Here is a 19997-nt window from a genome sequence, read left to right as displayed (position 1 = left end):
CTAACGATTCGGGCTTTTTTACGTCTGCAGAAAAGTGAAATGCGCGCAATTAATATACACACACATCACAAAACCCCTCAATATCTCAGTCGGCCAATACAGTAGCATTTGCTACGTGACTCTCCACCGTTGTAGATGTGGGCACTACGACATCCTACTGCGTAGCGCACCAACTTTAAATTGTAGAAAGCCCGGATCTAACGATTCGGGCTTTTTTACGTCTGCAGAAAAGTAAAATACGCGTAATTAATGTACACACACCAACACCTAGCACGTAGGTCGGGTGAGCGCCGCGACTCCCTACGCTGAAAGTACCCTTATACCAACCTGCATAAATCTTTAATCAATTTAACGAATTAAATTGCACTATACGTCGTTAAAATTTTTTATTTAGAACTACTAGATACAAAAATTTTTGCCTAGTTCTAGCGTAATTTTCTTAACGTTAAATAGACCCCATATATAAGCAGATTGGTATTATAAAGCTTCTACTTCAATTCTAACCTCACGATACGACTCATTATCTTCACTAAATCACAGTCTGATTTAAAAGCTAGCTACTTCTTCTCATTTTGTTGCAATTTCATTCTTGGTTTAATAAGTGACCTGTGTAAAACTACCTGAGTTAATTTAGTAAATCAGGTGACATGAATGTCGAATATTAAAGCTTGGAAACTTATAAGCCTGTTTTGTTTGTTCGCAGTGCTTATGGGTTGTCAATCGAAAGAAGAGCAGCTGCAACAAACAATTCAAGAGTCTATTAAAAAGGTAGATACGGAGCTGTCTCAGCTTGGTACTGCACTCGATAATGGAAGTGTACGTAATGCTGTGTTACTTAAAGAATATGGCGAGCTTCTTAAAAAACAACAACCAGAGCTTACAAAAGTTGTTGATGTAATTACCCTTGATGCAACGCGCCAAGGCGCACTTTATAGTGGCTTAACACAGCGACTTAAAGATATTAAAGGAACTTACTTAATTCCTCCTTACGAAGATACGTTACATAGCATTGATTTGTTGCGTGATGCATCTAAACCTACGCTATTTTCTGATGCGTTAACCGATCCTATTAATATGCTAGCTGATATGTCCAAAGGCACTTTAGCGCGTGTAGGCGCAATTAGTAAGCAAGCTGAAGGTGAGGGTGTTGGTAACCAAATGGTAGGTAACCCTAACTATGGTAACTGGCAATCAAATAGTAACGGTATTAGCTTTTGGCAATGGTACGGAATGTACCGTATTTTAGGTGATGTATTTGATCGTGTTGAATATGGAAGCTGGAGTAAGCGCCGAAAGTATAGCTATTACAATGACTATGGCCGCTCGCGTTATTCAAGCCCTAAACAAATTAAAACCCAAAGCGCGCTAGAAACACGCACGCGCCAAACATACCAACGCCAAGGTAAGCAGTTTACAAGCCCTTATGCGAGTAAAAAAACAGGTGCATCAGGTTTAAGCCGTAGTAGTTATACGCCAGCAAAAAGCCGCAGTAGTTATTCTCGTTCGAGCAGTTATAGCAATAGCTCAGGATCGGTGCGTGATAGCGGTAGCAGAACCTCTCGTGGCGTGAGCCGTGGTAAGTAAAAGAATAAAGTTGGAGTTAGAATAATATGTATGAATTTAATGGAATAACTATGTGGTCACTGCAAGCGCTGGCGATTGATTTTGCAATTATTGTTTTATTATTTGTAAGCCTTAAATATATAAAAGGCTGGGTTTCAAACTTACATGCAAATGATGAAATAACAGAGCGTGATAACTTTGCTTTTGGTATTAGCTTTGCCGCTGGCTTAGTGGCACTGGCGATTGTATTAACGGGTGTAAGTAGCGGAGCTTTTGCTGCAACACTGCAACAAGAAGCACTACAAATGTTAGCTTATGGCGCATTAGCAATTGTACTGATTAAGTTGGGTCACTTTTTTCAAGATAAAGTAGCTCTTCGTAAAGTAAGCCTGCACGACGAAATCGTTAAAGGTAACGTTACAGCTTCAATAATTGATTTTGGCCATGTTGTCAGTGTTGCTATCGTTATTCGCTCAGCTCTTTTATGGGTGGCTACTGACGGCTGGCATGGTCTTCCAATTGTAATTGCCGCCTTTATTATAGGTAGTGTTGTATTACTACTTGTTAGCCAATACCGAGTGCAGTTATTTAAGCGTACAAACAAAAGTGGCGACTGCCTACAACAAGCAATTGTTGATGGTAACTTAGCTGTGGGTATTCGTTACGCTGGATTTTTAATAGGTAGTGCATTAGCTATTACAGCAGCAACGGGTGTTGCACCTTACGCGGCTGATAATATTAATGCGAGTTTACTATACTGGGCTATTAGCGCAGTAGTGAGCCTTGTTGCATTTATTATTTTGCACTTAGTGACAATTAAAATAATTTTATCTGGTTGCGATATTTCCGATGAAGTTAATCGTCAAAAAAATGTAGGTGTAGCTACTATTTCTGCAGCAGTATCATTTGCTGTAGGTATCACTATGGCAACATTACTAGGCGCATAATCAGTGTCATCAACCAACACTCCCCCAAGTAAGTCTCGCTTACTTGGGCACGATATACTACTTATTACTGTTATGGCCGTGCTTGCTGGGTGCGGCCTTATTTATGAATACTTACTGTCTCATTATGCGGGCCGTGTACTTGGCTCGGTAGAGAGCGCTATTTACGCCATGATCGGTACTATGATTGTAGCAATGGGCTTGGGCGCTTTTTTAGCGCGTTGGTTTAAAGATGCATTTACCGCTTTTGCTTGGCTAGAAAGCATTATTGCTTTGGTTGGCATGGGCTGCATTTTAGCGATAGCGGGTGTAATAGCAGTTAGTTATTCTCTTCCTCATTTATTTTCGAGCATTTTTAATTTACCCCCTGATGTTGTACTTAATGGTTACGTATTTCAAAAGCTACAAGAGTGGTCACGTTTTCTACCTTATGTTTTTGGTTTAATACTGGGCTTATTTATTGGTATGGAAATACCGCTTATAGCGCGCATTCGTCAGCACGTTTATGGCCGTTTTTTAGAAAACAACGCAGGGACTATTTATGGTGCCGATTATATTGGTGCTGGTATTGGTGCAGCCATTTGGGTAAGTATCATGCTCTCAATGCCTATAATGCAAGCTGCAGCGTGGACGGCGTTATTTAATATCATCGCAGGACTCGCGTTTTTATGGCGCTACCATACCCATGTGCGCTTTGCTAAGGCACTTTTAGTTTGCCATATAGTATTACTGGCATTATTTGGCTTTATTTTAGTATTTGGCAGTAGCTGGATGAACAATCTAAGTAATGTTTTATACAAAGATAAAGTAATTTATTCGCAAGCAACTAAATACCAACACGTAGTTTTAACCGAAAGATTAAGCAAAAACCAACCTCAGCCAATTACCGATTTATATTTAAATGGGCGTTTACAGTTCTCAAGTATTGATGAGCAAATATATCACTCAATGCTGGTTTACCCTGCAATGCTTGCCTCTAACAGACACGACCGTGTATTAATAATTGGTGGTGGTGACGGGCTTGCACTTAGAGATGTTTTAAAGTGGCCTGTAAGTGAAGTAACGCTAATAGATTTAGACGCGCAACTACTCAATTTATTTGGTCATAAAGACGGTGACTTTACGCCGCCAGAGCACATCAATAAGCGATTGCTACAGCTAAACAATAAATCGATGCATGATTCGCGAGCCAACATAATTGTGGGTGATGCATTTTTAGAAGCTGAAAAACTGCTTGATCAATCTAAGCAGTTCGACACTATTTTAATTGATTTACCTGACCCTAATCATCCTGATCTAAATAAAATGTACAGTGACTACTTTTATAATCATGTACGGCAGTTATTAGCACCCGATGGCGCAATGGCGGTTCAATCAACCTCACCTTATCACGCTAAAAAAGCGTTTTTAAGCATTGCTAAAACAGTTAAAGCTGCTGGGTTTGAGTATGTTGAGCAGTATCAGCAAAACATACCTTCTTTTGGGCAGTGGGGCTGGACTATAGCGACTAAAATGGGGCAGTCGGCCAGTGGCCGTATTAATGATGCGACGGCTATGCCTGTGCCATCAAGATGGATTAGTAAAGAATATTTATTGGCAAGTTTTGTATTTCCTAACCACTACTTTGAACAAGTTAAAAGTATTGAGGTCAATAGGTTAGGGTCTGGTCAGTTGTATGATTACTACCGAACTGCATGGCAAATAGAAAGCGAATTGTATAAAAACTAATAAAACATGGTTGACATAATATGTCGACCATGAGAATCTTAACTCAGACATAATATGTCAAACGACAAAAGGCAGAGACATGGAATTAAATGAACTTTCAATAAAATTAGCTTCTTTTGAAACTGAAGGCGCTAACTTTGAGTCTTTCTTGATTGCCAACCCAGGCGAGCAAGATGTTTTACAAGTCATTGTTGATGGAAATGATGAACTTCCAATTTTTGTTACACAAACGCAAGAGCAGTTGTTATGTATTAGCTACTTGTTTGACGAAGATGAAGTTAAGAGTGAATTACGCAACGAGTTAAACGAAACATTACTACGTTTAAACGTGCCAATTCCACTGAGTGCATTTGCTAAAATCGATAACAAATACGCGATTTTTGGTGCACTGTCGGTAAATTCATCATTAGATGACGTTACCCACGAACTAGTGACATTAGCCGATAACGCTATCGATGCACTAGAAGCCGTGACCTTGTATTTAAACGATTAATAGCTAGTTAGTGGAGTTAAGATTATGAGTATTTTAAAAAAATTATTTACAGCAGTACGTGGCGGCGCTCGTGAAGCAGGCGAAGCAATTGTAGACAAAAATGGCATCCGTATTTTTGAGCAAGAAATTGCAGACGCGCAAAATGCACTTCACCGAGCTAAAAAAAGCCTTACTGAAGTAATGGCCAAAGAAATGCAAACTAAGCGTAAAATTAGCGCTGTAGATGCATCAATCGCTGAACATGAAGCGTATGCAGGCCAAGCTCTTGAAAAGGGCAACGAAGCATTAGCATTAGAAATTGCAGAAAAAATTGGTGACTTTGAAGCTGAAAAAGCTGAAAACGAGCAAGTATTGTCTGGCTTTAGCAATCACATTGTTGCGCTTAAGCAGCAAGTTAAAGATGCTGAAAAATCGATTAAAGAGAATCAGCGTCAGCTTACAATGGTTAAAACCACTGAAAGCGTACAGCAAGCAACAATGGCTGTTAATAGCACGCTTAATACAAACAGCTCGTCTATGACATCGGCTCGTCAATCGCTTGAACGCATTAAACAGCGCCAACAAGATCGAAGTGACCAGCTTGGTGCTGCAAAGCAACTTGAGTCAGACGTAAATGGCGATGACTTAAAAGCAAAAATGGCTGAAGCAGGCATTGGCGACACAAGTCCAAAAAGCGCTGATATTTTAGCTCGCATCAAAGCGAAGCAAAATAGCTAACCATTACGTTTATACTTTAAAAAGGTAACCGAGTTTTTCTCAGTTACCTTTTTTGCTTAAAAGGCAGCCTTCCTATGTTTAATTTTTTCAAATCTAAAAAAGAGCCAGAACGTCAACTTAATCACCCGAGCGATCTTAAAAAAGGCGACATGTTTAGCGTTATTGACTCATTTGCATATCCTGCATGGTTAAAGGGTGAAACGTTACGTGTTACTGACATTCAGACTTACCAATATCAGCACAGTAGCGATACTGAATTTGTACTTGAGACAAATAGCGGCCAAGTTGTATTTTTACAAATTGAGCAAGATGATGGCGAAGAGTGGGCTAACTTTTCTATTAAAATTCAGCGAAACGAAGTTGAAGAAATATTTAGCCTTGATGAGTTTGCGCGTATTTTTGATGAAGAGTCGTTAACCCACATTACAGTGCAAAATACACCAGAGCGCTTTATGCAGTTTTTAGCTAAAAGCTACCAACAAAGCGAGTCGCCTTATGTGTGTTATTTCCATAATAAAGATTACCGCAACCAAACTTTGCCTCGCTATGAGCAAGAAGGTGGTGAGCCATGTGAAATGATTTGCTTAGCGTCAGATAATGAAGGCTTTGGTTTAAATATCGAAATTTGGGATGGCGGCGAAACCGAAGTATCGCTAACGCTCATGCGTCCAATGTCAGACATTGTAGACTTGTTTCCCGGAGATGCTAAGTGAGTGATGCTAAAGATAAGTGGTTACGTCAGGAACAAGCTGTACGTGCCACACAAATGGCATTCGATCTAAGCAGCGAAGTTCAAAAGCTGATAAAAAAGCAGGCAATTGATCAAGAGCTAACGCCGTCAGATATGATCCGAAAAATACTTGGCTTAGACGTAAAGTCTAAAAAAACGCGTCAACGTTTATCGTTTAACTTAAATGATGATGAAATAGCGCAACTAGCCAGTCGCTTTGATGTACAAAGCGATGATAAGCGAGCCGTAAAGCAACAAGTAGCTGATTTATTAATAGCTCACACTAAAAATAAAAAAGTGAAATAATTTAATTAGGTTTTTATGAATATTATTTTAATTGCTTACTTAATTATTTTTGCGTTGTTTGGTACTGCGGCGAGTTATTTTGTACGTTTTATTTATGCATATTGGGTGCTTAAAACAATGCCCATGAAATACATTATTAAAGCGGGTATTTGCGTGGTACTGGTGGTAGTAATTTCAGCGTTAATTCCGTATTTAAGTTAACGCTGAAATTAGCTTATACGCGGCCGTTTTTATTTTATATCAAACGACTGGCATTGGTGGTTAATACACAGCGATTGCACTTCAAGTACAGGAGAACAATCAGTTAAGCCTTGTGCTTTATTTTGTATGTTTTCTTGTTTTGTTATTTGTTGAGCAAGCTGTTCTGCTTCTTCTTGAGATATGTTTAGCGTTGAATAAACAGCATATTTACTCGGTCCGCCGCATGCGCGGGCGCCCACTTCAAGTACTTTGCACTGAAAGCTTGCAGTGCAGCTGTTATTACTCACCATGTTATTCAGATCATAGTTTAAGTCAGATAAGTTTTTACTTTGCTCATTTGACGTCACAGTACTAGCACAACCACTTAGTAATAAAATGCTGCTAGCAATGCTTAAAATTGATAGTTTAATTGCCGATGGTAAACAACTCATAACGTTATCCTTAAAATGCACTTACCGCTGAGCCTTCAAGTTTAACACATTTATTTTCAACACACTGCGTGCTTGGCGTTGTTAAATGCTGACAAATGCTCATCATCCCTTTTTGTGAATTATAACTACTTTCAAGCTTAGTAATTTTGTCGCTAAGGGCTGCTACTTGTTCCTCAGATGCTGCGTTTGTTGAGTACACAACAAAGCTGCTTGGCCCACCACATGCGCGACTGCCTACTGCATTTACTCTACATTGGGTGCTGGTATCACATTGCTTATCTGTAATTAGCGTATTTAATTCGGTTTTAGCTGTTTTTATATCGTCTATTGAAACGTTTTTTAAATCAGCTTTTGGTATTTTTTCAGCAACTACGTTCTTTTTAGTATTTTCTTGTAATTGAGTGTTTTCTTTTAGCTTTTGTGGCTCTTGCTTTGGTGCTTCAGCTTCTGAGGTGATTGTTACTTGCTGCGTTTCAGTGGGTGCTTTATCTAAGCATGCAGTTAAACACAGTGGTAAAAGTATGGCTAACAATGGGGTACGCATAACAAACCTTGATAGTGATGAAATATTCATCACTATCATACACGGTGCATTTTTTACGGCAATAAAAACTATATTATCAAGTAATTAAAGCCGTGAAAAATACCGTTTTGTTAAAGTCCACCCTGCGTTAGTTTGGTGGGGTTAAGTAGTTTTTCGAGTTCACTGCGTGGTAAATCAGTTTCTTGTTCGGCTACATCAATAATAGGGCGGGCTTCTTTATAAGCCTGCTTTGCTATTTTTGCTGCTTTTTCATAACCGATCACCGGATTAAGCGCAGTTACCAAAATTGGATTTTTAGCGAGTGCTTTATCTATATTTGGCTGATTCACCTTAAAACTGGCAATCGCTTTATCGCCCAGCGCTTGTGCGCTATTTGCAAGTAACTCAATACTTTGCAAAATATTATACGCAATGACTGGGAGCATAACGTTTAGCTCAAAATTACCCGCTTGACCTGCTACGGTAATAGTGGCGTCGTTGCCAATAACTTGTGCGCTTACCATGGCTGCGGCTTCTGGTATTACTGGGTTTACCTTACCTGGCATAATAGATGAGCCTGGTTGAAGTGCTTCAAGCTCTATTTCACCTAAGCCCGCAAGTGGTCCTGAATTCATCCAGCGTAGGTCATTCGCTATTTTCATTTGTGCTACAGCGAGTACTTTTAATTGCCCCGAAAGCGCGACGATGGCGTCTTGTGAACCTATATTATAAAAAAAGTTACTACTGGGCGTAAATCTAATACCTACATTGGCACTCAGATTTTCTGTAAATTTTGCTGCAAATTTAGGGTCGGCATTTATTCCTGTTCCAACGGCTGTACCGCCTTGTGCAAGTTCGCATACACGCTCTAAGCTATGTCTAATTCCTGCTGCGGCATGATTAACTTGTGACTGCCATGCACTTAGTGTTTGATCAAACGTTACAGGCATTGCATCCATTAAATGCGTACGGCCCGTTTTAACTATATGGCCTACTTCAGCTTTTTTCTTTTCCAGGCTTTGCGATAAGTTTTCAAGCGAAGGAAGTAATTCATACACTACATTTATTGCGCTACTGAGTGCGATAGCAGTAGGGACTACATCGTTAGAACTTTGCCCCATGTTTACATCATCATTAGGGTGAATGCTTTCACTGCCTAATCGGCTAGCAAGCGTTGCAATAACTTCGTTGGCATTCATATTTGAGCTTGTGCCAGAACCTGTTTGAAAAATATCAACGGGGAAATGCTCAACATGCTCGCCATCAATAATACTTTGACAAGCTTGCTCAATAGCATCGGCTTTAGTTTTACTTAAATGACCAAGCTCGCAGTTACTTTGCGCAGCAGCTTGTTTTATATAAGCCAGTGCAGTGATAAATTGCTTTGGCATAGATAAGCCACTAATGGCAAAGTTATTAACTGCTCGTTGTGTTTGCGCCTGATAGAGCGCATCAGTAGGTACTTGTAGCTCGCCCATGCTGTCTGATTCTGTTCTAAAGTTGCTCATAAGTGTGCTCCTTAAAAAGGGTTGAATTCGTGACTAAGAATACGAGCTTCACGCTCAAGTATTAAAAATTGTGCAGTATTGTTATGCACTTTATAAAACCGTTTTAGTGCTAATAAAGGTTTGTATAACTGCTCTAAACATTGTTTACGAATAGCATTATGTATAAGAGGGTCGCACATTTTGTTCATAATTTCATGGTGTGTGCGTCTAAGATAAAACTCTTGAAGCAAGGGATTACGTTGTTGCTCAAATTTTTTGGCGACGTTAAGGGCGGTTTCTATGTAATCGGCAACGAGCATGGGTGCATGCAGGCCAGGTCTTAAGCAATGGCAAGAGAGTTCTTGATGGTAACGATGCTGGGCATAATTTGAAGACATAAAAAAACCGACTTAAGTTAACGATAATAGTTATCATTACATTTAATCGGTTTCAGTGTAAACAGTTATTATAAAAATTATTTGCGATACTAATTTGAGTTTTAATTGTAGCCAAGAATAAATATCTGATCTGTTTCATGTTTGGTCATCGCCTGTTGATTATGTTTAGGGTGCGAAAGTAAATCGATTACTGTAGCTCTCATATCAACGGCGTAACTATGATCGTCGGTGGTTTTTTCGGTTATAGCAATAGCTGCGTCTACAGCGGTATAAGGGGGTATATGCATAATTTTATCCTTTGAAATTTAATATAAGTTAAACCTTTTAGTGGGTTAGTTATATAAAAGCATATTACGTACCAATCATAATAAATTAACTCAACCATATGATAGTTATAGTGTTTAAAAATTATCTTTTTTTCATCACGACAAAATAAGCTAAATTTGCTTTACTGTTGTGCATTAATCTACAATTTTGGTGCACAGTAATGACAAAGCCATTTTCACAAGCCTGTGAAAACAATAAAACCCCTATTTTAGAGCAATTAAAGGACGTATTAAAAAATACTAAAACAGTACTCGAAGTTGGCTCAGGAACCGGCCAGCATAGTGTTTTTTTTGCAGAGCAATTACCACATTTACAATGGCATACAAGTGATCGTGCTATAAACCACGAAGGGATTAATTTATGGCACCGCGAAGCTAATTCAACTAATTTACATGCACCACTTGAGCTTGATTTAAATAATGAGTGGCCAATAGATAAAGTTGACGCTATTTATACTGCAAACACATTTCATATTGTAAGTTGGCAATTAGTTGAGCGTTTTTTTGATGGTGTTAAACGCCACTTAAATAGCGACGGTATGTTGTGTATTTATGGGCCATTCAAATACCAAGGTGAATTTACCAGCCCAAGTAATGATGACTTTAGTGCCTTTTTAACAGAGCGCGATCCGTTAAGTGGAATAAGAGATTTTGAAGCAGTTGAACAACTAGCTAAGCAAGCAGGGCTTACGCTTATTAGCGATACAGCCATGCCTGCAAATAATCAGTTACTCGTTTTTAAACGGCAGTAATGAGCTACATTGCTCTTTATATATATCAATATGGCCGCGTTCACGCTTTAAGTAGTCGCTTATTGCATTACTAAAGTCGCCATCAACAATATGGTGAGCAGAGTAGGTAAGTACGGGTTCAAATCCGCGTGCTATTTTGTGCTCACCTTGTGCACCTGAATGAAAACAGTTGAGTTTATGCTTTATTGCAAACTCAATACCTTGGTAATAACACAATTCAAAGTGCAGCGAATCTACTTCCTCACTTGCTCCCCAGTAGCGCCCATAAAGCGTATTTTTACCTACTAAACTAAGTGTTGCAGCAATCACGTTATCGTCTCTTTTGGCCAGCATAATAACGAGAGTATTAGCCATTAAGGCATGTAAAAGCGTAAAAAACTCCATATTTAAATAGCCCAAATGACCAGAGCGCTTTAAGTAGGTACGCTGATAAAACTCACAAAATAATTGCATTATCTCGGGCGTAATTTGCGTTCCTTGCAGCCATTCAATATCAATGTTCTGTTGCGCTATTTTAGCTCGCTCTTTTTTAAGTGACTTACGTTTTCGTGAGCTAAGCATCTGCAAAAAGTCGTCAAAGGATTCATAACCTTTATTAAACCACTGAAATTGCACACCCACTCTTAACATGGCGTGTTGCTCAGTTAATGAGGTGGCTTGGGCTTGGTCGCAAAAATTAACATGCCATCCCGACCATCCTTGCTGAGCACTGTGTAAGCTAAGTTGCTCTGTAATGTATTGATATACCGCATTTGGATTAGCGTGCTCGATAGCAATGCGCTTGCCTTCAATAGGGCTAAAAGGAATGCCAGATAGCCACTTGGGATAATATTCTAAACCGTGTTTTTCGTATGCCTCAGCCCAGGCCCAGTCAAATACATACTCGCCGTATGAATGACTTTTTAAATACCCAGGTGCAAGTGCAACGAGCGTATCACTTTCAAAAATAGCGAGGTGATGGGGCTGCCAACCACTTTTTTGTGTTACGCATTGGCTTTGTTCAAGGGCATATAAAAAAGCATGTTGAGTAAATGGTTCATCACCAAATAAACGTTGCCACTGCGCCTGATCAATCTCATTAATACTGCTAAACCATTGGTGCGAAAACGTTCCCATGACTACTTACCTTGTAGTTGTTCTAAGCTGTTCTACGTTTTTAATAAACGTACTAATTTGCATTTTAAGCTCGGTAAAATGAGGATTATAAGTTAAGCGCTGTAAAGCCGGATAGTGTTTTAAGTTGGCGCTTGTACGCTCTCCTAGTTGTGGGTTTTTAGTTGTTTTACATGTTTTATATAGGGACTCGTCGTTAATAAAGCTGCCACAATTGCGATAAGTTGCGTTAATTCCATAATGTGGATTTTGCGGTGAGTTAACAACAGCAATATGCGACATACCATGAACCTTTTTACATTGACGTGTTGTGCATTGCGGATTATTTACTGTGTAGTCACTAGCAAAGTCTGGCGGTAAAATATCAGTGCTTCCATAAAGTACTAAAGTATCGAGCGGCTTATATTTGATTGAATTACCTTGGTGTAATGCACTTAATAATTTTAGCGTGGCACGCGTATCTATCGTGGTATCAATATCGCTAAGTACACTAAAAATAGGTAATTTAAGTGCAGGGCGTTTGTTTAAGCTACTTACGCTTGCAAGTGACATTGCATCGTACGAAGCGGCAGCTGCATTTAAAGGAAATGACTCATACTTAGCAAAGTCTACATCGGCGTCTTTATCAATCCAATTAACAAAGGGTATGGCATCAATCCACTTTGCTATCCAGCCGTACTTATTATGTGGCTCAGAGCCTGGCGAATAAAGCATAAGCGCTTTAATTTTAGGGGATACAGTGTGTTTGGTTGCGTAATCAATAAGTAACGCTGCACCGGTAGAGTAACCTGCGAGTATCACCTCATCAAAGTCTTGTACGGAGCGTTCAATACCGTATTTTATTGCTTGTTGCCATTGGCTAACGTCTACATTAAGTAAGGCACTTGCGGCGCTACCATGTCCTGGTAATAAAATAGTACGCACAGTATAGCCTTGCTGATAATACACTTGTGCTAAATCGTGATACGTAAAGGGGGAGTCAGTTAGTCCGTGGATTAATAGCGCAACTTTATTGCTGTTTGGATGCGTAAGCTCAAAAGGGGCAATAATATCTGCAATAGTAGGGTCAGGTTTTCGCGTACCTTGTGTTACTAATTGCTGATACGTTTGTGTAATAACAGGGCATGGCATATTTGCACGTGGATTGGCTTTATTTATATGTTTATATGCAAAATCTAAGTAATCGTTAAATGGCAAAAGGGCGTGGTAATTAAAGCGCTGGTGGTTGTGCTCATTTTCAAAGCGTAATAAGCCTTGTTGCTTACTTTTTGTTATAAATTTAAAGTCGCTCGCCTGCGATATACAGTTTTGAGCGACAGCTGTGTGAGAAAAAACACTTAAAACAAAACCCAAAAATACTCTTAAAACTATTCTTAAAATTAAACCACTATTGTTCATTAACTTCTGCATATTGGACAAGACACTCGGTTAGCTTAATGAGTTCAAGCGGTTTTGCAAGATGTTGATTAAATCCAACTGCTTGTGCATGTGCTTTATCCTCTGGCATTACGTCGGCAGTTAAAGCAATAATCGGGAGTTCTTGTTCGGTTTTAAACTGGCGGATCAGTGCCGTTGCTCTATAGCCATCCATTATAGGCATTTGGCAATCCATAAGGACTAAATCAAAATGTTGTTTTTTCACTATATCGACCGCCAACTCACCGTTTTCTACTATATACGGCACAATCCCTAACGAGCCAAGCATCGCCTTAATAACCATTTGATTTACTGGGTTATCCTCTGCGACCAAAATGTCTAGCGAAGTAATATTAGTATTATCAAATGTAATAACATGTTCTTTTTTAGGCTCTGTTGTTTCTAATCGTATTGAAAATGTAAAAGTAGAGCCTTTATCTATTTCACTTTTAAGTGTTATTTCTCCCCCCATTAGCTGGCTTAGCTCTTTAGCTATGGTTAAGCCAAGTCCTGTACCGCCAAACTGCCTTGAGGTAGAACTATCAGCTTGGGTAAATGCGTTAAATAATTTTTTATGCTGGCTTGGTTTTATACCTATTCCGGTATCACTAACGTTTATAACAAGCTGTACTTTATTGGCGGCAGTAAACTCTGTTTCTATGTTTAAAGCAACGCTGCCTTGGCTTGTAAATTTAATCGCGTTACTACATAAATTAAGTAATACCTGCTCAATTCGCATAGGATCACCAATAAACCAGGTATTTAAAGGTAGCTTTGAGTTAACTTGCCAGTTAATACCTTTGTTAACTGCGCTTTGTTCAAACATATTGTCTATGCGTGTTATTAAGGCACCTAGGTCGAATGCAATAGATTCAATAACTAACTTTTGGGATTCTATTTTTGATATATCAAGAATGTCATTAATTAAGTTTAATAAACTTTTAGATGATGAGTTTATTTTATCTAAATAGCCAATGAGTGTACTTGCACTGTCTGTTTCTCGGGCAAGTGAAGAGAAACCAATAACGGCGTTTAATGGTGTACGTATTTCGTGGCTCATATTCGCTAAAAATTGGCTTTTAGCCTGATTAGCTAAATCAGACTGCTGCTTTGCTTGTGCGAGTGAGTGTGTACGCTCTGCAACTTGACGTGTAAGTGCAATTTGTTGCTGATTAAACAGCAGTAAAACCATTAAAATTAAAGAACATACGGCAACTTGGAGTATGAGCAATAATAGAGTTAGTTGGCTATTATGTTGTGTTAAAAAGCTTTCTTTAAGGGCTAGTTTTACAATCCATTTTTGCCCTGCAAAGTCCACGTCAAACGACATTAATCGGCTGCCTTTGGCTTGCTGAACATCCTGAGAGTAATTACTATAAAACGGCGGTGTGTTTGTATCTTCGTATATACCAATCGAAAACATATCAGACTGTTCTTTAGAAATGGCCTGCTCAATAATACTACGCACTAAAAATATACCAGTGGCATAGCCTTTAATTGTTTTTTCATCGTTATATTGGGAGTACACAGGGGCAAATAATAAATAGGCTGGTTTAGGTTGTTTGGTTTGCACCAACTGAATTATTTTAGTTCCGACTGGCATGTACTTTATAGCGGGGTTAAGCAGAGAGTTTTTTCGATCAGGGTTTGAAAATACATTAAAGCCAATAGCTTTTTGATTACCATTAAAAGGAGCTATGTATTTTACTATAACAAGGGGATCGTTAATTTCAAGAGGTTCGCCAACTATATCAATATCTAAATGGTAAATATTTGATATTTCTTGAGCAAAGACTTCTCGTTGATCTTGAGGTATTTTTGCATTCCACGATAAAGCGTTAATAAACTCGTATTGAGTTAGTAACTGACTAGCATAAGAATAAAAATCTTGCTGGCTCAGCATGGGAGATGATTGAACCTGACTTGCTAAGCTCTGCACTGCAATAATACTGCGATTTGTATATCTATAAAGGCTGTTTTCTATAACGTGGACTTCACGTTCGGCAATTTTAATAGTGCTTATACGATTTTCCTGATCGTATAATTGTGTTGTTACCGCGACTGATAAAAATAAAACTGAGCATACTGCAATTGTCGGAAATGCCGATATAGTATGTTGATTAGACTTTTGTGGTAATAAAGAAAGTAAAAATGGAGTTGCAATTAATACCCCTAATGTATCGCCAAGCCACCAGTAAATAACATTATTCCAATGATTATCAATACTGTAAATCGAGTTAAATTGACTCAGTGCGAATACGCCAAAGTTAGCTGAAATTAAGCTGACCAATATGGCTATGACTAAAATAAAGTAAATTATATTCTTGCGCTTTTTAAAACGCAGCGGGTGACCAAGCCAATACTTTAAAAAAGCTGCGCCGACCATTGCCTGTATAACAACACCAAAGGCGATATACATAGCCTCGTTGAATGAGTTGCCGACCAGGACTAGCTCATGAGCTGAACTATCAAAAATATTTAGGTTAAACGCAATTGCAGCTACGAATAAAGGCGGGATAAAGCGCCACCACCAAATATAACAACCGACTAGAGCTATACCGGCAGGTAACCAAATTGGAATTATTTGCGAGTTAAAAGCAAGTTTAGTGAGTGCTATGCCGACTAAAAAATATGCTAAAGCAAACATGATGTAAAAAATAATGGAATGATTTTTAGAGTTAAAATTTTTCACATAAGGTCCAAGCAATTATTATTATCGTTTTGAAATATCAGTATAGCTAACAGTAAGTTATTTTGGTTATTTTTATAATGGTAACTGTTTTTTGCTAAATGACTGCTTTAACACGACTGTTGATTCTATATTCGCAATACAACTTAAACTACCTAGTTGATGTTTTACAAATGTTTCGTAGCTCTCAAGATCATGTGCAATGATTTTTAATAAATAATCATAGCTTCCTGATATTACACAACACTCTAATACATGTGGTAATTTTTCTACATGTTGCTCAAATTGCTCTGCAGCACTTACCGAGTTTTGGCTTAATCGTACGAATGCATATACCAACACATTAAGGTTAAGTGCTTTAGGATTTATGGCGGCGTGGTAGCCGGTAATAATATTTTCTTGCTCTAACTTTTTTATACGTCTTAGGCAAGGTGTATCCGATAGGTTAATACTACTGGCCAAGTCTGAAACCGACATACGAGCTTGGCTTTGCAGTGCAACGAGTAATTGCTGATCTTTTTTATCTAACATAGTTGTCGGCTTTTATTAATTATTTTTATATTTGTAGCGATTATTGCTAAGTATTGCAGTTTTTACTAATTTTTTTGGCGTTTTACCCTCATTGAACTCTGTTAGCATTTAACTATAAAAATAATAGAGCACAACAATGAACACACATACCGCTATTTTTGATCACTGGATACGAACAGAGTTTGTCACTTTAAATAGTGAATTAGAGCAGCTTTATTGGCAGCAAACCGATAAAGCAAATGTAGAAGGGGTAGGCGAGGCCTTAAAGCAACAATTAGAAAAAAAAGGCAACGCATTAATTAGCAACTTATTAGCCGAAGGAAACACAGATCAAGGCTTTGATAGCGCTTTTGACTTACTCGGTAACGTAGGATTGTTTATGGCAGCGTGTAGGCGCCATGAAATTACTGAGCCAAGCAGAGAAACCACTTCCCCGCTAATAGAAGCCTCAGCGCTTGCTATGCATATTGGTGCATCGATTGGCGTAACCCCTCGTTTTGCTACCGCCCATTTAACTACTCATAACAAAGCACTTAACGGTATTTATAAACGATTTACTAATTTACCCGATGAAAAGCTATTTATTGATTACAACACCCAAGGTATTTTGGCCTATAAACGAGCAAGTGATGCTTTATTAAAAATACTGCCGTTAGGCATTTCACACCCCTTGTGTGGTGAGTTATTAAAAGTAGCTAAACAAGCGCTTATAGATGTTATTGAATCAAATAATGCACTTTATTCTGAGCTCGATACAGATCGCTTTTTTAACTGCGTTCGCCCTTATTATAAACCGTACCGTGTAGGTAAAGAGGTTTACAGAGGTGCAAATGCTGGTGACTTTGCAGGTATTAACGTGATTGATATGTTACTAGGGCTTTGTAGCGCAAATGAGCCTAGTTACTCGCAAATGCTGGTGGATAAGTTTTTATATATGATGCCAGAGGATCAACAAATCCTACGAGAAGCCATGCGTATGCAAAGCTTTATGGATGACTTTTTACAAGCAGAGCAATATAAAAATACAGATTGGTTTAAAAGCCACGCAACGTTATTTATCCAAGTGTGTAAATTACATGGTGACACCGCAGTCGGTCATCATAATCAACTGGTTGAAAAGTTTATTGCTCAGCCCTCAAAAAATATGCAACAGCAGCATATGAGCAAGGTAACAGCAAGTGGTCCGCCGCTTCATGTGTTACTTGATTCGCTCGAAAAATTAAGAGATAGGCGAGCCAGTGCCAAACGCGACGATATAAAAACACGTTTTGACGATCTAAATACACTTAAAAAATGGGTTAAATAGCATGCTTAAAAATGATTTTTGTATGGCTGATGGCTGTTATTTACTAAACCACTCGGTAGGGCGTCCTCTTAAAAATACGCAGCAATATTTAGCTCAGCACTACTTTTTACCGTGGGAGAGCTCAAATAAAGAACCTTGGCAACAATGGCTGCCCGCAGTTGAGCAATTTACTACCGCGCTTGGTAAGTTATTTAATGCGCCTAGTTCGCAGTTTTGTCCTCAGGTTAATTTATCAAGTGGCTTAACAAAGTTGCTTATGTCGCACCCACGGTTACAGCAAAAAAATTGTAAAGTGCTAATGGCACAAAGTGATTTTCCGAGCATGGGTTTTGCAATGCAAAAAGCATTACCAGAGTGCGCACAAATTATGTTTATACCAGAGCACGAAAACCTAACTGATATTAGTGTTTGGCAGCGTTATATAACCGCCGACATCGATTTAGTTTTTATAAGTCATGTGTATTCAAATACAGGTGTACAGGCGCCTGTATACGATATTGTAGCTATAAGTAAATTAACTAATAGTTTATCAATAGTTGATGTTGCTCAATCAGCGGGTATTATACCGCTTGATTTAAGCATACTCGATGCTGACTTTATGGTTGGCTCGAGCGTTAAATGGTTATGTGGTGGCCCAGGTGCAGCTTATTTATGGGTTAACAAAAATCAAATAGAGTATTGCGAGCCTAAAGATGTGGGGTGGTTTTCGCATCAAAATCCATTTGAGTTCAATATAAACCACTTTGAATATAACGCCAGTGCGCTCAAGTTTTGGGGTGGTACTCCCTCTGTAGCACCTTATATTATTGCCGCAAATAGCATTGCTTACTTTGCAGAGCTAACTGCTCACAAGGTAAGGGATCATAATTTAGCTATGCTTACGCTTATTCATGAGCAACTAGGCAAATATGTTGCATCACCTATGAGTAGTGATAAATGCAGCGGGACTGTTATTTTGTTTTTTAACAAGCAGCAAGACCATGTACTTACAGCGCTTAATAAAGCGAAAGTCAGTGTAGATGCCCGTAAATTTGGGATACGAGTATCGCCACATATTTATAATACTCAAGAAGACGTTGCGCAGTTTATTTCGATAGTAAAACGAGCGCTTAAGGGTTTTGGCTAAGCTGCTGCTTTCTTTGTTTTAATGACTCTATTTTTTGCTGCGTTTGATTAATTGATGCGTCGTAAGCTTGCTTTAACGAATTTGTTTTAGTTGCGATAGCATCAGCAATAGACGAAGCGCCTAAACGATTGGCTTTATCTTGAGTCATGTAATCTATCTGCTGTTTTTTAGCTGCGTATTCTTTTTGGCTTTGTGCAATAGATAGCTCAAGGCGCTTTATTTCTCGTTCTATTTGTTGAACTTCTAAGTAGTCATCCACAGAGGTGTCGGTAATACCTTTACCGGGCGTAGAGCTTTTGTATGCTTCAATTACGTTTATATCTTTAAGAGTAATAACTTGTGCATCTTTAGCGCAAGGCGTTTGGCTAAAGGTAGGAACGCCCTTAATTACACACTTATACACTGTTGTACTTTGTGCCAAGGTAAAAAATGGTGCTGCCGCGCAAACTGATAGCAATATGAACCGGATCATAGCTAAACCTAAAGTGGCTAAAGTTGTGTTAATAATGCCCTAAGTTATTACTAGGCACAATTTGTTTAGTTTTTATAATTTTTAGGTACAAAAAAACCACAATTAAGTGGTTTAAATTAAGTATGGTCCAGAGGGAGGGATAGATTTGCTTACATCCATATAATCAATCGCTACGCGACGCTTGCAGCGGCCCAAAATGTTCCAGACATTTTGTCGAACCCTGTCGAGGGTTCTCACCCTCCCAATTTAGTATCGGTGTTAAATTTTAGGCACAAAAAAACCACAATCAAGTGGTTTAAATTAAGTATGGTCCAGAGGGAGGGATAGATTTGCTTACATCCATGTAATCAATCGCTGCGCGACGCTTGCAGCGGCCCAAAATGTTCCAGACATTTTGTCGAACCCTGTCGAGGGTTCTCACCCTCCCAATTTAGTATCGGTGTTAAATTTTAGGCACAAAAAAACCACAATCAAGTGGTTTAAATTAAGTATGGTGGAGAGGGAGGGATTCGAACCCTCGATAGAGCTACAAACTCTATACTCCCTTAGCAGGGGAGCTCCTTCGGCCACTCGGACACCTCTCCAACGCATAACCGTTTGTATTGATGGAAGTAAAAAAAGCCACCAATTAAAATATGGTGGAGAGATAGGGATTTGAACCCTAGATGGGCTATAAACCCATGCCGGTTTTCAAGACCGGTGCATTCGACCACTCTGCCATCTCTCCGTGACGCAGAATAATACT

At 38.8% G+C, this 19997-nt stretch carries 21 protein-coding genes and 2 tRNA genes; 11 read left to right on the top strand and 12 right to left on the bottom strand.

All coding sequences use genetic code 11. The features are described 5' to 3' along the window. The first annotated feature begins 651 nt into the window (after positions 1-651). From GQR38_RS17930 to GQR38_RS17895, 8 genes are all read left to right on the top strand, one after another. Entirely contained in the window at positions 652-1584 is a 933-nt protein-coding gene (locus tag GQR38_RS17930) for a hypothetical protein (RefSeq protein WP_007579759.1), read from the top strand. A gap of 26 nt (positions 1585-1610) precedes the next feature. Beyond that, positions 1611-2510, top strand: a complete 900-nt coding sequence (locus tag GQR38_RS17925; RefSeq protein ID WP_024609365.1) for a DUF350 domain-containing protein — start codon at positions 1611-1613, stop codon at positions 2508-2510. Between the two features lie 3 nt (positions 2511-2513). Then, the gene (locus GQR38_RS17920) at positions 2514-4235 is read left to right on the top strand and encodes a polyamine aminopropyltransferase (RefSeq protein WP_165722811.1); all 1722 of its coding nucleotides are present in this window, start codon (positions 2514-2516) and stop codon (positions 4233-4235) included. Between the two features lie 79 nt (positions 4236-4314). After that, positions 4315-4728 carry a DUF2170 family protein gene (locus GQR38_RS17915; RefSeq protein WP_004335098.1) on the top strand — a complete coding sequence of 138 codons (414 nt, stop codon included), beginning with the start codon at positions 4315-4317 and terminating at the stop codon, positions 4726-4728. A gap of 24 nt (positions 4729-4752) precedes the next feature. Then, on the top strand, positions 4753-5445 hold the full coding sequence (locus GQR38_RS17910) for a PspA/IM30 family protein (RefSeq protein WP_004335088.1): 693 nt from the start codon (positions 4753-4755) through the stop codon (positions 5443-5445). A 74-nt stretch (positions 5446-5519) separates the two neighbouring features. Next, complete coding sequence (locus tag GQR38_RS17905; RefSeq protein WP_024592232.1) at positions 5520-6158, top strand: hypothetical protein; 639 nt, start codon at positions 5520-5522, stop codon at positions 6156-6158. Continuing rightward, a complete protein-coding gene (locus GQR38_RS17900) occupies positions 6155-6481 on the top strand; it encodes a hypothetical protein (protein WP_010554828.1) in 327 nt (108 codons plus the stop codon). Before GQR38_RS17905 ends, GQR38_RS17900 begins: the two co-directional genes overlap by 4 nt. 15 nt (positions 6482-6496) lie before the next feature. Continuing rightward, positions 6497-6682: a hypothetical protein gene (locus GQR38_RS17895; RefSeq protein ID WP_007579770.1), complete on the top strand. Its 186-nt coding sequence runs from the start codon at positions 6497-6499 to the stop codon at positions 6680-6682. A 29-nt stretch (positions 6683-6711) separates the two neighbouring features. Here the strand turns inward: GQR38_RS17895 and GQR38_RS17890 are convergent, their stop codons facing one another. From GQR38_RS17890 to GQR38_RS17870, 5 genes are all read right to left on the bottom strand, one after another. Continuing rightward, positions 6712-7113, bottom strand: a complete 402-nt coding sequence (locus tag GQR38_RS17890; RefSeq protein ID WP_165722812.1) for a hypothetical protein — start codon at positions 7111-7113, stop codon at positions 6712-6714. 10 nt (positions 7114-7123) lie between these two features. Then, positions 7124-7657 carry a hypothetical protein gene (locus tag GQR38_RS17885; protein WP_121955018.1) on the bottom strand — a complete coding sequence of 178 codons (534 nt, stop codon included), beginning with the start codon at positions 7655-7657 and terminating at the stop codon, positions 7124-7126. A 110-nt stretch (positions 7658-7767) separates the two neighbouring features. Then, positions 7768-9144, bottom strand: coding sequence for a class II fumarate hydratase (locus GQR38_RS17880; protein ID WP_165722813.1), 1377 nt, complete (start codon positions 9142-9144; stop codon positions 7768-7770). A gap of 11 nt (positions 9145-9155) precedes the next feature. Next, positions 9156-9521 carry a hypothetical protein gene (locus GQR38_RS17875; protein ID WP_231609258.1) on the bottom strand — a complete coding sequence of 122 codons (366 nt, stop codon included), beginning with the start codon at positions 9519-9521 and terminating at the stop codon, positions 9156-9158. 101 nt (positions 9522-9622) lie between these two features. Next, entirely contained in the window at positions 9623-9808 is a 186-nt protein-coding gene (locus GQR38_RS17870) for a hypothetical protein (protein ID WP_010554833.1), read from the bottom strand. Between the two features lie 200 nt (positions 9809-10008). Here GQR38_RS17870 and GQR38_RS17865 point away from each other — a divergent pair, with 200 nt between their 5' ends. Beyond that, positions 10009-10599 (top strand): DUF938 domain-containing protein, encoded by a 591-nt coding sequence (locus tag GQR38_RS17865; RefSeq protein WP_010554834.1) that lies wholly within the window; start codon positions 10009-10011, stop codon positions 10597-10599. Here GQR38_RS17865 and GQR38_RS17860 read toward each other — a convergent pair. The 4 genes from GQR38_RS17860 to GQR38_RS17845 all read right to left on the bottom strand — a co-directional run bounded on the left by GQR38_RS17860 (position 10576) and on the right by GQR38_RS17845 (position 16348). Further along, a complete protein-coding gene (locus tag GQR38_RS17860; RefSeq protein ID WP_165722814.1) occupies positions 10576-11715 on the bottom strand; it encodes a GNAT family N-acetyltransferase in 1140 nt (379 codons plus the stop codon). The two genes, GQR38_RS17865 and GQR38_RS17860, sit on opposite strands and share 24 nt — an antisense overlap. A 6-nt stretch (positions 11716-11721) precedes the next feature. Next, on the bottom strand, positions 11722-13110 hold the full coding sequence (locus GQR38_RS17855) for an alpha/beta fold hydrolase (protein ID WP_165722815.1): 1389 nt from the start codon (positions 13108-13110) through the stop codon (positions 11722-11724). After that, positions 13100-15820, bottom strand: a complete 2721-nt coding sequence (locus GQR38_RS17850; protein WP_165722816.1) for an ATP-binding protein — start codon at positions 15818-15820, stop codon at positions 13100-13102. The genes GQR38_RS17855 and GQR38_RS17850 overlap by 11 nt, the downstream gene beginning before the upstream one ends. Positions 15821-15892: 72 nt before the next feature. Beyond that, on the bottom strand, positions 15893-16348 hold the full coding sequence (locus GQR38_RS17845; RefSeq protein ID WP_165722817.1) for an Lrp/AsnC family transcriptional regulator: 456 nt from the start codon (positions 16346-16348) through the stop codon (positions 15893-15895). A 136-nt stretch (positions 16349-16484) separates the two neighbouring features. Here GQR38_RS17845 and GQR38_RS17840 point away from each other — a divergent pair, with 136 nt between their 5' ends. Together GQR38_RS17840 and GQR38_RS17835 are read left to right on the top strand one after the other, a co-directional pair. Then, positions 16485-17654 carry a monodechloroaminopyrrolnitrin synthase PrnB family protein gene (locus GQR38_RS17840; protein WP_165722818.1) on the top strand — a complete coding sequence of 390 codons (1170 nt, stop codon included), beginning with the start codon at positions 16485-16487 and terminating at the stop codon, positions 17652-17654. Position 17655: 1 nt separating this feature from the next. Next, a complete protein-coding gene (locus GQR38_RS17835) occupies positions 17656-18780 on the top strand; it encodes an aminotransferase class V-fold PLP-dependent enzyme (RefSeq protein ID WP_165722819.1) in 1125 nt (374 codons plus the stop codon). Here GQR38_RS17835 and GQR38_RS17830 read toward each other — a convergent pair. The 3 genes from GQR38_RS17830 to GQR38_RS17820 form a co-directional block, all read right to left on the bottom strand. After that, a complete protein-coding gene (locus GQR38_RS17830) occupies positions 18764-19252 on the bottom strand; it encodes a DUF4124 domain-containing protein (protein WP_007579794.1) in 489 nt (162 codons plus the stop codon). The genes GQR38_RS17835 and GQR38_RS17830 overlap by 17 nt on opposite strands. A gap of 491 nt (positions 19253-19743) precedes the next feature. Continuing rightward, positions 19744-19836, bottom strand: a tRNA-Ser gene (locus GQR38_RS17825). Between the two features lie 52 nt (positions 19837-19888). Next, a tRNA-Ser gene (locus tag GQR38_RS17820) sits at positions 19889-19979 on the bottom strand. Positions 19980-19997: the final 18 nt, after the last annotated feature.

The sequence above is a fragment of the Pseudoalteromonas sp. c7(2019) genome, assembly GCF_011378625.1.
Classification (GTDB): domain Bacteria; phylum Pseudomonadota; class Gammaproteobacteria; order Enterobacterales; family Alteromonadaceae; genus Pseudoalteromonas; species Pseudoalteromonas arctica.
This window is presented reverse-complemented; position numbering and strand designations above follow the sequence as displayed.

What these genes read in the sequence shown, in the direction of transcription:
- GQR38_RS17930 (WP_007579759.1), top strand. Translation starts at nt 652, where the DNA reads ATGTCGAATATTAAAGCTTGGAAACTTATAAGCCTGTTTTGTTTGTTC.
- GQR38_RS17925 (WP_024609365.1), top strand. Translation starts at nt 1,611, where the DNA reads ATGTATGAATTTAATGGAATAACTATGTGGTCACTGCAAGCGCTGGCG.
- GQR38_RS17915 (WP_004335098.1), top strand. Translation starts at nt 4,315, where the DNA reads ATGGAATTAAATGAACTTTCAATAAAATTAGCTTCTTTTGAAACTGAA.
- GQR38_RS17910 (WP_004335088.1), top strand. Translation starts at nt 4,753, where the DNA reads ATGAGTATTTTAAAAAAATTATTTACAGCAGTACGTGGCGGCGCTCGT.
- GQR38_RS17905 (WP_024592232.1), top strand. Translation starts at nt 5,520, where the DNA reads ATGTTTAATTTTTTCAAATCTAAAAAAGAGCCAGAACGTCAACTTAAT.
- GQR38_RS17895 (WP_007579770.1), top strand. Translation starts at nt 6,497, where the DNA reads ATGAATATTATTTTAATTGCTTACTTAATTATTTTTGCGTTGTTTGGT.
- GQR38_RS17890 (WP_165722812.1), bottom strand. Translation starts at nt 7,113, where the DNA reads ATGAGTTGTTTACCATCGGCAATTAAACTATCAATTTTAAGCATTGCT.
- GQR38_RS17885 (WP_121955018.1), bottom strand. Translation starts at nt 7,657, where the DNA reads ATGCGTACCCCATTGTTAGCCATACTTTTACCACTGTGTTTAACTGCA.
- GQR38_RS17880 (WP_165722813.1), bottom strand. Translation starts at nt 9,144, where the DNA reads ATGAGCAACTTTAGAACAGAATCAGACAGCATGGGCGAGCTACAAGTA.
- GQR38_RS17875 (WP_231609258.1), bottom strand. Translation starts at nt 9,521, where the DNA reads ATGTCTTCAAATTATGCCCAGCATCGTTACCATCAAGAACTCTCTTGC.
- GQR38_RS17870 (WP_010554833.1), bottom strand. Translation starts at nt 9,808, where the DNA reads ATGCATATACCCCCTTATACCGCTGTAGACGCAGCTATTGCTATAACC.
- GQR38_RS17865 (WP_010554834.1), top strand. Translation starts at nt 10,009, where the DNA reads ATGACAAAGCCATTTTCACAAGCCTGTGAAAACAATAAAACCCCTATT.
- GQR38_RS17860 (WP_165722814.1), bottom strand. Translation starts at nt 11,715, where the DNA reads ATGGGAACGTTTTCGCACCAATGGTTTAGCAGTATTAATGAGATTGAT.
- GQR38_RS17855 (WP_165722815.1), bottom strand. Translation starts at nt 13,110, where the DNA reads ATGAACAATAGTGGTTTAATTTTAAGAATAGTTTTAAGAGTATTTTTG.
- GQR38_RS17845 (WP_165722817.1), bottom strand. Translation starts at nt 16,348, where the DNA reads ATGTTAGATAAAAAAGATCAGCAATTACTCGTTGCACTGCAAAGCCAA.
- GQR38_RS17840 (WP_165722818.1), top strand. Translation starts at nt 16,485, where the DNA reads ATGAACACACATACCGCTATTTTTGATCACTGGATACGAACAGAGTTT.
- GQR38_RS17835 (WP_165722819.1), top strand. Translation starts at nt 17,656, where the DNA reads ATGCTTAAAAATGATTTTTGTATGGCTGATGGCTGTTATTTACTAAAC.
- GQR38_RS17830 (WP_007579794.1), bottom strand. Translation starts at nt 19,252, where the DNA reads ATGATCCGGTTCATATTGCTATCAGTTTGCGCGGCAGCACCATTTTTT.